Source organism: Marinobacter sp. UBA3607, assembly GCF_002375525.1.
Taxonomy (GTDB): Bacteria; Pseudomonadota; Gammaproteobacteria; order Pseudomonadales; family Oleiphilaceae; genus Marinobacter; species Marinobacter vinifirmus.
Genome location: NZ_DFLY01000030.1, coordinates 57,222 through 69,905 on the forward strand (window position 1 = coordinate 57,222; position 12,684 = coordinate 69,905).

Sequence of the window (12,684 nt, forward strand, 5' to 3'; positions counted from 1 at the left end):
ACCGGTCAGGGCGTCACAGGCTGCGGCGAGTAGGCCAGAACGGCACCGTCCCAATGGCCGGCAATGTAAACGGCGGTGAATGCCAGCCACAGGCCCAGCGCTGCCCAGGTGAACGGATCCGGGCTCAGCGGCACGCGATCATATCGGCTGTAGCTGGCGCGGATAACCCCGGTAATGGCCAGGCCCAGGAACAACCCTCCCAGAACATCGGTAAACCAGTGTACCCCCAGATACAGCCGGCTCAGGGCTACCGGCAGCAATGGCAGTGACAGCAGCACGTAGCTTTGCCAGCGCTGCCGTTGCCGGCTTTCCGCCGCAATGAAGCTGGCGCACAGGGTTACCAGCACCGTGGCCCCGGCAGTGTGGCCGCTGGGAAAGGCTCCTGAAGGTGGCGGGAGCATCACCGTATCGGGCCGTGGTATTCCGAAGCCGGCTTTCAGTAACCAGATGCTCCCGCTGGCCAGGATGGCGGCGGCTGCAACGTGGATAGCGGCGGCATAGTAGCCGCGAAATACCAGCACCAGAAACCCGAGCACGGCGGCGGCAATCAGTACCGGTGGGTCTCCGGCCAGGGTAAAGGCAACCATCGGCAAATCCAGCAGCGGCTGGCGCAGCAGGGCAAACCAGGCCAGCACCTGTTGGTTCAGTTCATACAGTTTGCTGCTGACCGTCACCACCTGAGCCAGGATCAGGAACAGCGCCAGGGCTGTAACGGACATCATCAGGGACGGCAGCGGGAATTCGCCACGGCGGGCCGGCCGCTCGCTGGTGTACAGCCGCCAGAACCGGTGGGTTGCATCGTAGCGGGCCATGGTGGTTTCCAGCCACCGGTACGGGCGGCTGCCTTCTCCCAGGCCCAGTCGCATTTGCAGCAGGATCAGGTAAACCACCAGCAGTACCCCAAAGCTGACTCCGAGCACCAGGTAGAAGTGAGGTGGCGGCTTGATTTCGCTGGCCAGTGCCGTGCCTACGGTGAACCCGGGCAGGATATACACCAGTGCCCACCCCACGGCTGACAGCAGGTTAAAGGTAATGAAGGTGCGCCAGGGCATGTGCAGTGCGCCTGCCACCATGGGAATGATAGGGCGTATCGGGCCCACGAATCGCCCGATGATGACGCTCTTGCCGCCATGGGCCCGGAAGAAGGTTTCTCCCTTGGCAATCAGGCCGGGGTAACGGCTCAAAGGCCACACGGCGTCGAGTCGTCCTTTGAGTAGCCGGCCGATGGAGAAGCTCAGGACATCGCCGGCAACGGCGCCCAGGCCGGCCCAGATCAGGGCTTCGGACAGGGGAATGCCGGTTTTTCCGGCCAGGGCGGCAAAGGCAAACAACATAGCCACGCCAGGCACGATGATGCCGGCGATAGCCAGGGATTCAATCAGCGCCGTGGCAAACAGGGCGAACACCAGCCAGCCCGGGTTTCCAGCTACCCAGGTGGTCAGCTCAGTGAACCAGCTCCCGGTCATGCCCTGACCGGCTCTCCCGGGGTGAACCATGCGGAATCAGCCCCGTGTTTCCTGGCTTCCAGCATGGCATTGGTTGCCCGCTGGCGAAGCAGCTCGGTGCTGGTATCGCCATTGCCCCGTGTAGTACAGCCAAGGCTTACGGACACCTTGCCGGTTTCCGGCCAGTCCCGTTCGGCGATGGTGCGGCGGATGCGTTCGGCAATTACCCGCAGGCCTTCTTCCGGGGTGAATGGCAGGATCAGGAAAAACTCGGAATCCTGCAGGCTGTACAGGGAGTCTCCCGCCCGGATGGTTTCGAACAGTTGCCGGGTAATCTGGCTCAGCAGGCGGTTCAGGCCGCGCTTGCCGTGCAGGTCGCGGATCTGGTCGTGGTGGTCCAGGCTCAGGCTGATGACCGACAGCGGGTGGCCGGTGGCAATGGCCCGGCTGATTTCCTTTTGCAGGGTTTCATCCAGGAAACGGGCATTGTGGGCGCCGGTGATCGGGTCGGTAATGGCCAGGTCCTGGGCGGACTGGGTCATGTGGTCGTAGTGCCATACATACAGTGCGGTGACGGCGGCCAGGAGCAGCAGGCCGGCACTGGTGATGACGGCATCGGTAACAGGGTTGCCGAGCCAGGTCACGGCAATCACCGGCAGCAGCAACAGGGCGCACAGCGCCAGCCCCTGCCGAAGGGGCAGGATCAGTAGGTTAAGCACCAGCAGGGGCATGGCCCAGTGGCTGATGCCGGGCGCGTTCATGGTCAGAACGGCCGCCACCAGGCCACTGTTCAGGCCGGCCAGGATGATCAGGTGGCCCGGTGCCGAAAGCTGGTGGCGACGGCAGAAGTAGGTATACACCAGCCCGGCCAGCAGCAGGGCGGTCATTGCCAGGGCCAGGTAAAACAGTTGGTAGAAGCCGTAGCGCAGGTTCTGCAACGCCAGGACGGAAATAACCAGGGCTGTCAGGCTGTAGGCGGCGCTGTGGCTCCAGGTACGCAGGCGGGTTTCGGTCATTGAGCGTTGGCCTCCGGATCCTGTTTGCCCGGAAGGTCGGACGGCAGCGGGTTGCTGAAGGTCTGGGTGCGATTGCCACCCTGTTGCTGGGCCCGGCGCAGGGCGTTGGCCACGCTTTGCTGTAGGCTGTCGGCATCATCGCCAATGTTCAGGCCGGCGACGCCGGTGCTGACGGTGAGTTTCAGGCCGTGAGACTCCATCAATTTATCAAGTCCCTGGCGGATGAGGTCTGCCTTCTTTGCGGTTTCGGCGGTATTTGCGCCCGGCAGAATCGCCAGGAATTGCAGGTCGGCCACCCGGTAATAGGTATCGAAGTCCCGTAACTGGGAATGCAGGTAACGGCCGATTCTGGGCAGGATAGCGCGGATGTCTTCGTCCGGGTCGCTGTCACTCAGATGGGTGTCGAGGCCGATCATCATCACCGACAGGTTGGTGCCCTCCCGTTCGCTGCGCTGGATTTCCTTGTGCAGGTCCGCCGACAGGTACTCCCGACTGGCGGCCTGGGTGAGCTCGTCGGTGCGGCGCAGTGGCGCCAGCTGGCGGGACTTGTATTCCCGCAGGAACACCAGGATGCCGGCCAACAGCGTGGTCAGTACAAACGCGCTGACCATCTGGTGGCGGTCTGGCAGGTTGACCAGCCATTGGGCGCTGGACAGCACAAGGACCAGCAGAACCAGGGTCACCGGTGCCGCGAGGTAAACCGGCAGCAGGGCGAAGGTGGCCAGCGGCAGGGCATAGAGCCAGTGGCTTAGCGACCACGGCCCCAGCCACAGGGCGGCAACAAGCGCCAGGGCCAGGGCGCCGAGGAAAAAATACCTCAGTTGTGGCCATGGCAGTTTGCCCTGTTGATTGTTCAGGGGGCTGCCTGCCAGGCACAACCCGGCAGCAGCCGCTGCAGAAGCCGCCGCAAGGGGTTCGCCAAGCAGCACACTCAGAGCGCTGGTGAGTGCCAGGGCGGCACAACCGGCTTTGGTGAGGGTGCTGGGCAGGAATTTTTCGGCCGACTGGGGCATGGAACCTCTGTCCTTCGCTGGCACATCCATTGAATATTGAAAGCAGTGCAGCGGTATAATAGTCGTTTGGGGTGCGGACTTGAAACGGGAAAGGTAAAGTAACCGCCCGGTTTTGGAATCAGCTAGCAGAATAAAAGGTAAATCGATGGATGTTGCAGCCTATATGGCGGAGCTTGGCCAACAGGCCAGGGTCGCCTCAAGAGAAGTCGCCCGTTCGGCAACCGCCGTGCGCAACCAGGCCCTGCTGGCAACAGCGGAAGCACTGGATGCGGCGCGCCAGGCACTGGCAGAGGCTAACCGCAAGGACCTGGAAAACGGCCGGGCCAATGGCCTGGACGAGGCCATGCTGGACCGCCTTGAGCTGACGCCGGCCCGTATCGACACCATGATTGAAGGCCTGCGCCAGGTAGCAACCCTGCCGGACCCGGTGGGCGAAATCACCGATATGACCTATCGCCCCTCCGGTATCCAGGTGGGCAAGATGCGCGTTCCGCTGGGCGTTATCGGCATCATCTACGAATCCCGGCCGAATGTGACGGTCGAGGCGGCCAGCCTTTGCCTGAAATCCGGTAATGCCACCATTCTGCGCGGTGGCTCCGAGGCCATCCATTCCAACCAGGCGATTGCCGAATGCCTGGCCACCGGCCTTGCGGCCGCCGGGCTGCCGGAAACCGCAGTGCAGGTGGTGAAAACCACCGACCGCGCCGCGGTGGGCGAGCTGATCACCATGCCCCAGTACGTGGATGTGATTGTGCCCCGGGGTGGTAAAGGCCTGATCGAACGCATCAGCCGCGATGCCCGGGTGCCGGTGATCAAGCACCTGGACGGTGTTTGCCACGTGTACATCGACAGCCATGCCGACCCTGAAAAGGCCTTGAAGGTCGCGGTTAACGCCAAGACCCACCGTTACGGCACCTGCAACACCATGGAAACCCTGTTGGTGGACCAGGAAGTGGCAGACGATATGCTGCCCCTGCTGGCGGCCGAATTTGCCGCCAAGGGTGTGGAGTTGCGGGGCTGTGAACGTACCTGCGCGATTGTTGAAGGCATCAGTGCCGCCACCGAGGACGACTGGCACGAAGAGTACCTGGCGCCGATTCTTGCGGTGCGTGTGGTCGACGGCCTGGATGGCGCCATCGAGCACATCAACCGGTACAGCTCCCAGCATACCGACAGCATCATCACCGAGAACTACACCCGGGCCCGCCGGTTCCTGACCGAGGTGGATTCCAGTTCGGTGATGGTCAACGCCTCCACCCGCTTTGCGGACGGTTTCGAATATGGCCTGGGGGCTGAAATCGGCATTTCCACCGACAAGATCCACGCCCGTGGCCCGGTTGGCCTGGAAGGCCTGACTTCCCAGAAATATGTGGTATTCGGCGACGGCCACATCCGGGCCTGATGCCATGCATGTAATCTACGGTGGCACCTTTGACCCCATCCATCACGGACACCTCCGGCTGGCGCTGGAGGTATCCGACGCCCTGGCGGTGGATCGGGTTCACCTGGTGCCCTGTCATATTCCTCCCCATCGGGGCGACACGGGAGCGACCTCTGCCCAGCGGCTCGAGCTGATCCGCCTGGCCATCGCCGGCGAAGAACGCCTGCGGGTGGATGACCGTGAACTTCAGCGGGCCGGTGCCTCCTACACCGCAGACACTTTGCGCCAGCTCCGGCAGGAACTGGGTGCGGAGACGCCCCTGGTGATGGTCGTGGGTACTGATTCCTTTGCCGGTTTTGACCGCTGGCAGGACTGGCAGCAGATTCCTGAACTGGCGCACATTGTGGTGGTCCGCCGGCCCGGGGCTGAGCTGCCTGAAAACAGTGGTGCGGCACACTTGCTTGCAGGCCGGCGCGCTGCCGGTGCGGCCAGTTTGCGGGAGAGCCCCGCTGGCCGGGTACTGGAGCTGGATCCGCCGCTGCTGGACATCTCGGCAACCGGCATTCGGGAGCGCATTGCAGCCGGCCGTTCGCCCAGATACCTGATGCCCGATGCCGTGTGGCAGAGAGTGCAGGCACTGGGCCTTTATGGTTCCGGCAGCGCCAACGGTTTTTAGGAGTTATCCACAGCTGGCTTTGATGCTACAATCGCGGCTGAATATCACTTATCGGGTGGCCACTCCGGCCAGAGCCCGGAAAACAGGGTAATTATGCAGGCAGAACAACTGAAAGATCTGGTCGTAAACGCTCTTGAAGAGGTCAAGGCACAGGATATCAGCGTGATTGATGTCCGTGATCGCACCAGCGTGACCGACTTTATGGTTCTCGCATCGGGTACTTCCAACCGTCACATCAAATCCCTTGCCGATTCCGTGGTTGTCGAAGCCAAGGAACAGGGTGTGCGCGCCAACAATGTTGAAGGCGGCGCCGGTAGTGACTGGATTCTGGTAGATCTGGGCGATGTGGTGGTTCACGTGATGATGCCTGCTACCCGCGAATTCTACGATCTGGAGCGCTTCTGGCGTGATGCTCCGGACCTTGGTGCAGCGGGCAGCGAGTAACCATGCGCCTGCGTCTGATCTGTGTCGGGCAGAAAATGCCCGACTGGGTCAGTGCGGGGTACAACGACTACGCCCGCCGGATGCCTCCGGAGTTGCCCCTCGAACTGACTGAAATCCCCATGGCCCATCGCGGCAAGAATCCGGATATTCCCCGGTTGATGCAGCGTGAAAGCGACGCCATCCTGTCGGCAGTGGGTCAGCGTGACCGCGTGATTGCGCTGGAAGTAGGTGGCCGGCCCTGGTCCACCGAGAAACTGGCAAGCCAGCTGGAAAACTGGCAGCAGGATGGCCAGGATGTCTGCTTTCTGGTGGGCGGCCCCGATGGCCTGGCCGATGCCTGCCGCAACCGTGCCGACCAGCAATGGTCGCTTTCCCCCCTTACCCTGCCGCACCCGCTGGTGCGCATCGTCCTGGCCGAACAGCTGTACCGGGCCTGGTCCATCACCCGTAACCATCCTTACCACCGGGCATAGGGCTGCCAATGGCCTGGGGCGAATTCAAGGACACCGTAGCAGAGCGCCGACTGTTCCAGCGCCGGGCACTGGTTATGCTGGTGCTGGTTATGCTTGCCCTGGGTGGTTTGCTGGCGCGGATGTACCAGTTACAGATCGTCGAGCATGAAATCTATACCACGCTGTCTGACAAAAACCGGGTGCAGGTGCAGTCGGTCCCGCCTCCCAGAGGGCTGGTTTACGACCGCAATAACCTGCTGCTGGCGGAAAACCGGCCGGTGTTCAGCCTCACCCTGGTGCCCGAGCGGATTGGCAGCATGGATGAAACCCTGGCCCGGCTGACGGAAATCCTGAGTATTTCCGATGAAGACATTGAACGCTTCCAGCGCCGGCTGAATGAACCGCGCCGCCCGTTCCAGGAAATTCCCCTGAGTTACGACCTGAACGAAGAGGAAATCGCCCGGATGGCGGTACACCGGCACCGGTTCCCCGGTGTCGAGGTCAAGGCCGAACTCGTTCGCTATTACCCGCACAGTGAGTTGACCGCCCATGCCCTGGGCTATGTCGGCCGTATTAACCGGAATGAACTGCAGCGCATTGATCCGGTGAATTACGCCGGCACCAACTACATCGGCAAATCCGGTGTGGAGCGATTCTACGAAAAAGTGTTGCACGGCAAGGTGGGGTACCAGCACGTAGAAACCAATGCCCGGGGGCGGATACTCCGGGTGCTGGAACGGGAAAACCCGGTACCCGGGGAAGACCTGCAGCTGCACCTGGATTTGCGCCTGCAACGCAAGGCCCACGAATTGCTGGAAGGCCGGCGTGGCGCCATCATTGCGATCGAGCCCGCCACCGGCGGCATCCTGGCCCTGGCCAGCGTGCCCGGCTTCGATGCCAACAAGTTTGTGACCGGTATCAGTGTCAAAGACTACCGGGATTTGAGTGAAAGCATCGACAAGCCCCTGTTCAACCGGGCCCTGCGTGGCCAGTATCCTCCCGGCTCCACCATCAAGCCTATGATGGCCGTGGCCGCCCTGGACAGTGGCGTAACCACCCGCGAGCGAACCATCTGGGACCCGGGTTATTTCCAGCTCAAGGAAAGCGGTCGACGCTACCGGGACTGGAAGCGAACCGGGCATGGCTGGGTAGACCTGATGGATTCCGTGGCGGAGTCCTGCGATGTTTATTTTTATCAGATCGGCGTCGAAATGGGTGTCGACGTGATGTACGACTATCTGTCCCGCTTCGGGTTTGGTGAAGACGCCACCCTCGACGTCGCCGGTGCCCTCAGTGGTCTGCTGCCGTCCCGGGACTGGAAGCGGGCGGTCCGCAGTGAACCCTGGTATCCGGGGGATTCCGTCAATATGAGTATCGGCCAGGGCTTTTTCCTGGCTACACCCCTGCAACTGGCGACCGCCACGGCCCTGATTGCCAACCGGGGTGAGTGGGTAGAACCGCGCCTGCTGAAAGATATCCGTGGTGACCGCCCGGTGGAAGAGTTCCTGCCGGCATCCACCCATAAGCCCCTGGATCTCAAGAATCCTGACGATTGGGAATACGTGGTGGATACCATGGAAGAAGTTATGCACGGAACCCGCGGCACGGCTCGTGGTGCCGCAGCGGGTGCCAGTTACCGTATGGCCGGTAAAACCGGTACTGCCCAGGTGTTCAGCCTGGGTGAAGACGAAGAATACGATGCCGAGGAGATCCGCGAGCGCCTGCGGGATCATGCGCTGTTTGTCGGCTTTGCCCCCACAGACGATCCGAAAATCGCCGTTGCCATCATTGTCGAGAATGGCGGTGGTGGCAGCAGTGTCGCGGCACCGGTCGCCCGCGGGCTGTTTGATGCGTGGCTGGAGGAATTCCCTGCGGCAGAGGCGGCCCAGGTGGTGGGCCAGGCTGAAACCGGAGGTGAGGGCTGATGGCACTCGGAAAGCTGTTGAACAGCCAGGAATCGGGCGCTCTGGGCCGGCCCAGAAGCATCTGGTCAACGTTACACCTGGATCCAATCCTGCTGGCGTTATTGTTGCTGCTGGTGGGTGGTGGCCTGTTTGTATTGTACAGCGGTGCAGACCGGAACTTTGCCGTGGTTAAGGGCCAGATGATCCGGTTGGGCGTGGCCTTTGTGGTGATGTTTGTGTTTGCCCAGCTGGACCCTGCCATATTCCGGCGCTGGGCACCCTGGCTGTACCTGGCAGGCCTGGCCGGGTTGGTGGCGGTATTGCTGGTGGGTGTTGGCGCCAAGGGTGCCCAGCGCTGGCTGGCGCTACCCGGGCTGCCCCGTTTCCAGCCTTCGGAGCTGATGAAACTGGTGGTACCGATGATGGCGGCCTGGTATTTGTCCCGCTATTACCTGCCACCCACGTTTTCGCGGATTGTGGTTGGCCTGGTGATTGTTCTGTTGCCCATGTTCCTGATCATCCAGCAGCCTGACCTGGGTACTTCGCTGCTGGTGGGCATGGCGGGCATCTTCGTGGTGTTCTTTGCCGGCATCAGCTGGAAGCTCATCACCGCCTTTTTCGGCATGGTGGCGGTTTCCGCGCCGCTGATGTGGTTCTACGTGATGCGGGACTATCAGAAGCAACGGGTGCTGACCCTGCTTGATCCGCAAAGTGATCCTCTGGGCGCGGGCTGGAACATTATCCAGTCGAAAACCGCCATTGGCTCCGGTGGTATGGATGGCAAGGGCTGGCTCCAGGGCACCCAGTCGCACCTGGAATTCCTGCCGGAAAGCCACACTGACTTTATTGTGGCGGTGCTTGCCGAGGAATTCGGCTTTGTCGGCATGATGCTGCTGATGGCGGTGTATTTCCTGATTATCCTGCGCTGTCTCTACATTTCCGTAACCGCCCAGGATTCCTTCAGCCGTTTGCTGGCGGGTGCCCTGACCATGACCTTCTTCATCTACATCTTTGTGAACGTGGGAATGGTCAGCGGGCTGCTGCCAGTGGTTGGTGTTCCGCTGCCCCTGATCAGTTACGGGGGCACGTCCGGGGTCACCCTGATGGCAGCCTTCGGGGTGCTGATGTCGATTCACACCCACCGCCGGATGATCTCGGCGTAGCCGGGCTGGCAATAATGGCCGGCCGGTAATGGTGAATCGCGCCTGGAACCCGTTACAATGTTGCCGGTCAGTAATGACTGACCAACCGAGACAATACAGGGGTAGGCGCTGATATGCTGCAGGTTCCGAAACATTGGCTGCCGGGGTTGATCACACTGGTTCTGGTGTCTGGCTGTGCCAGCACGCCGGCTCCGGAAACCGATCATTCCTCGCGCTATACCATAAAGCAGGATCGTGGCCCCTCCGGTGACTACGACATCAGCGGCTTGACCGACGCGGTGCCCCGGTACGAGGAGCCTCGCCGGGCCGGTAACAAATCCCCGTACACCGTGTGGGGCAAGAGTTACCGGGTGATCGACAGCAATGACGGCTATGTGGCCCGGGGTACAGCCAGCTGGTATGGTGAGAAATTCCACGGCCACAAAACGTCCAATGGCGAGACCTTCGACATGTACGCCATGTCGGCCGCCCACAAGTCTCTGCGCATACCGGGATATGCCCGGGTGACCAACCTGGACAATGGCCGGTCGGTGATTGTCCGGGTGAATGATCGTGGCCCGTTTCACGGCGACCGCCTGATTGATCTGTCCTATGCGGCAGCCAAGAAGCTGGATTATCACGCTCGCGGCACAGCCCGGGTGGAGGTGGCCGCTATCACGGTTCGTCCGGATGGCGCCATGTTCCTGGCGGGCGAGCCGTTTGAGCCCACTGGCAAGGTCCAGGCACCGGTGCAGGTAGCCTCAGAACCTGCCTCTGCGCCGGCAGCATCGGGACAGGCGTTGTTTGTGCAGCTGGGTGCCTTCAGCAGCCGGGACCCGGCCGAAGCCCTGCTGGCCAGGGCCCGGGAAGCAACGGAGACTCCGGCACGATTGCGTGAAGTGAGCACCGGCTCGGGACGTTTCCACCGTGTACAGGTGGGCCCGTTCCCGAATGAAGACGAAGCCCGCTATGCCCGGAACCTGCTGGAATCCCGGGGTTTCGGCCAGCCCATAGTCCTGACGGATTCGCACTGAGTTGCCGCCGGCACACATAAGACCAACATCTGACGACGAATGACACAACCCATGGCTTTCAAAATGTTTACCCGAATTTTTCTACTGGCATTTGCTCTGTTTGTAACCGCAGGGACGGCTTCGGCCCAGTCCCAGTCGGTCCTGATTCCTTCTCCTCCGGCCATTGCCGGCAGCTCCTGGGTTCTGATGGACCCCCTGAGCGGCCGTGTGATCATGGAGAACAACAGCAACGAGCGTTTGCCCCCGGCCAGCCTGACCAAGATGATGACGGCTTACATTGTTGAGCGTGAGCTGGACGAAGGCCGGATTTCCATGTCTGACATGGTGCCCATCAGTGTGAAAGCCTGGCGTACCGAGGGTTCCAGGACCTTCGTACAGGAAGGCACCACGGTATCCGTGGAAAACCTGCTGAAAGGCGTGATCATCCAGTCCGGTAATGATGCCTCCGTGGCCCTGGCCGAATTTATTGCCGGCAGTGAGGGTGCGTTCGTGGACATCATGAACCAGCAGGCGCAATTGCTGGGTATGACGAACACCAACTTCCAGAATGCCACCGGCTTGCCGGCCCCGGACCATTTCTCGACCGCCTACGACCTGGCTCTGCTGGCCCGGGCAATTATCCAGGACTATCCGGAAAACTATCCGCTGTATGCGGAGAAGCACTTCACCTACAACAATATCCGTCAGCCAAACCGCAACGCCCTGTTGTGGCGGGATGACAGCGTGGATGGCCTGAAGACCGGCCACACCGAAGAAGCCGGTTACTGCCTGGTGGCATCTGCCAAGCGTAACGATACCCGCCTGATTGCCTCGGTAATGGGCACCTCGAGTTCCGAAGCCCGGGCCCAGGAAGTTCAGAAAATGCTGAACTACGGTTTCCGTTACTACGAAACCGAGCGTTTGTTCCGTGCCGGCCAGGAGCTGGTGCAGGCAAAGGTCTGGGGCGGCCAGGCTGACCAGATTTCCGTGGGTATGCCGGAAGATGTTTACGTAACCATTCCCCGCGGCTCCAGAAACCAGCTGGAATCTACCGTAGACCTTGATTCTGTGATCAAGGCACCCATCAATGTGGGAGACGAGCTGGGTCGCGTTCGGGTTATCCTGGATGGTGAAACCCTGGTGGACGAACCGGTACTGGCGCTGACCGAAGTACCGGAAGGCGGGCTGTTCAAGCGGCTTTGGGATGCCATCAAGCTCTTTTTTGTTCAACTGTTTGAGTGAGCCACAGGCACAGAGCGTGCCCTGGCCGGGAGAAAGACGGCGTGAGTGAGCCGAAAGCACCGAAAATTGAATTTCCCTGCGATTACGTGATCAAGGTGATCGGTAATGCCGCCCCGGATTTCACGGAATTCGTGGTGGAAGTGGTGGAGCAGCACGCGCCGGGCATCTGCGAGGCAGATATCTCGGTAAACGACAGCAGCAAGGGCCGGTTTTCGTCTGTGCAGCTGAAAATCGTTGCCACCGGCGAAGAGCAACTCAAGGCACTGTTTGAGGACCTCAAAGCCAGTGGCCGGGTTCACATGGTGCTGTAAATGCCAGACCTGATTGTCCGCTCGCTGGGCCAGCAGCCCTACATGGAAGCCTGGGAGGCGATGAAGAACTTCACCGCCAACCGGGACGACTCCACGGTCGACGAACTCTGGTGCCTGGAACATCCCCGGGTGTTTACCCAGGGGCAGGCGGGCAAGGCCGAGCATATCCTGTTACCGGGTGATATCCCGGTTATCCAGGTAGACCGCGGCGGCCAGGTGACGTACCACGGCCCGGGCCAGCTGGTGATCTACCTGTTGATTGACCTGTCCCGGCGCAAACTGGGTGTCCGGGCCCTGGTGGATGTGATCGAGCAGGCTATTGTGCGCACACTGGCCCAGTCCGGTGTGGAAGCGGCACCCCGTGCCGACGCACCCGGTGTCTATGTGAACGGGGCCAAGATTGCATCGCTGGGCCTGCGGGTGCGCCGGGGCTGTTCCTTCCACGGCCTGGCCCTGAACGTGAATATGGACATGGAGCCGTTCTCCCGCATCAATCCCTGTGGCTATGCCGGCATGAATATGTGCCAGGTGAAAGACTTCGAGCAGGGGGCCTCGGTATACGAGCTTGAACGCCGCCTGGTGAAAGAGCTGGTAGCCGGGCTGGGCAACCAGCAGGTGGAGCATCGCCAGGGCTGGTAAGCCGGT

13 protein-coding genes are annotated in these 12,684 nt (G+C 61.4%); 10 read left to right on the forward strand and 3 right to left on the reverse strand.

What is annotated here, in order from left to right:
• Window positions 1-5 precede the first annotated feature (5 nt).
• The 3 genes from B2589_RS11190 to B2589_RS11200 are packed head-to-tail and all read right to left on the reverse strand — an operon-like array spanning window position 6 to window position 3,474.
• Window positions 6-1,466, reverse strand: coding sequence for a bifunctional DedA family/phosphatase PAP2 family protein (locus B2589_RS11190; protein WP_286816626.1), 1,461 nt, complete (start codon window positions 1,464-1,466; stop codon window positions 6-8).
• Window positions 1,463-2,461 (reverse strand): GGDEF domain-containing protein, encoded by a 999-nt coding sequence (locus B2589_RS11195; RefSeq protein WP_094624596.1) that lies wholly within the window; start codon window positions 2,459-2,461, stop codon window positions 1,463-1,465. Before B2589_RS11195 ends, B2589_RS11190 begins: the two co-directional genes overlap by 4 nt.
• Window positions 2,458-3,474 carry a GGDEF domain-containing protein gene (locus B2589_RS11200; protein ID WP_286816627.1) on the reverse strand — a complete coding sequence of 339 codons (1,017 nt, stop codon included), beginning with the start codon at window positions 3,472-3,474 and terminating at the stop codon, window positions 2,458-2,460. The genes B2589_RS11195 and B2589_RS11200 overlap by 4 nt, the downstream gene beginning before the upstream one ends.
• A 145-nt stretch (window positions 3,475-3,619) precedes the next feature.
• Here B2589_RS11200 and B2589_RS11205 point away from each other — a divergent pair, with 145 nt between their 5' ends.
• From B2589_RS11205 to lipB, 10 genes are all read left to right on the forward strand, one after another.
• Window positions 3,620-4,876 (forward strand): glutamate-5-semialdehyde dehydrogenase, encoded by a 1,257-nt coding sequence (locus B2589_RS11205; protein WP_286816628.1) that lies wholly within the window; start codon window positions 3,620-3,622, stop codon window positions 4,874-4,876.
• Between the two features lie 4 nt (window positions 4,877-4,880).
• The gene (nadD, locus tag B2589_RS11210; RefSeq protein WP_199456191.1) at window positions 4,881-5,531 is read left to right on the forward strand and encodes a nicotinate-nucleotide adenylyltransferase; all 651 of its coding nucleotides are present in this window, start codon (window positions 4,881-4,883) and stop codon (window positions 5,529-5,531) included.
• Between the two features lie 93 nt (window positions 5,532-5,624).
• Window positions 5,625-5,975: a ribosome silencing factor gene (gene rsfS / locus B2589_RS11215; protein WP_199456192.1), complete on the forward strand. Its 351-nt coding sequence runs from the start codon at window positions 5,625-5,627 to the stop codon at window positions 5,973-5,975.
• A gap of 2 nt (window positions 5,976-5,977) precedes the next feature.
• Window positions 5,978-6,448, forward strand: coding sequence for a 23S rRNA (pseudouridine(1915)-N(3))-methyltransferase RlmH (gene rlmH, locus B2589_RS11220; RefSeq protein WP_022988721.1), 471 nt, complete (start codon window positions 5,978-5,980; stop codon window positions 6,446-6,448).
• An 8-nt stretch (window positions 6,449-6,456) separates the two neighbouring features.
• A complete protein-coding gene (gene mrdA / locus B2589_RS11225) occupies window positions 6,457-8,352 on the forward strand; it encodes a penicillin-binding protein 2 (RefSeq protein ID WP_286816629.1) in 1,896 nt (631 codons plus the stop codon).
• Window positions 8,352-9,494 carry a rod shape-determining protein RodA gene (rodA, locus tag B2589_RS11230; protein WP_022988723.1) on the forward strand — a complete coding sequence of 381 codons (1,143 nt, stop codon included), beginning with the start codon at window positions 8,352-8,354 and terminating at the stop codon, window positions 9,492-9,494. Before mrdA ends, rodA begins: the two co-directional genes overlap by 1 nt.
• A gap of 113 nt (window positions 9,495-9,607) precedes the next feature.
• Window positions 9,608-10,507, forward strand: a complete 900-nt coding sequence (locus B2589_RS11235) for a septal ring lytic transglycosylase RlpA family protein (protein ID WP_058340383.1) — start codon at window positions 9,608-9,610, stop codon at window positions 10,505-10,507.
• A 39-nt stretch (window positions 10,508-10,546) separates the two neighbouring features.
• Window positions 10,547-11,728 (forward strand): D-alanyl-D-alanine carboxypeptidase family protein, encoded by a 1,182-nt coding sequence (locus B2589_RS11240; protein ID WP_058340382.1) that lies wholly within the window; start codon window positions 10,547-10,549, stop codon window positions 11,726-11,728.
• A 41-nt stretch (window positions 11,729-11,769) separates the two neighbouring features.
• A complete protein-coding gene (locus B2589_RS11245) occupies window positions 11,770-12,039 on the forward strand; it encodes an HP0495 family protein (protein WP_036219349.1) in 270 nt (89 codons plus the stop codon).
• Window positions 12,040-12,678 carry a lipoyl(octanoyl) transferase LipB gene (gene lipB / locus B2589_RS11250; RefSeq protein ID WP_286816630.1) on the forward strand — a complete coding sequence of 213 codons (639 nt, stop codon included), beginning with the start codon at window positions 12,040-12,042 and terminating at the stop codon, window positions 12,676-12,678.
• The last annotated feature ends 6 nt before the right edge of the window (window positions 12,679-12,684 follow it).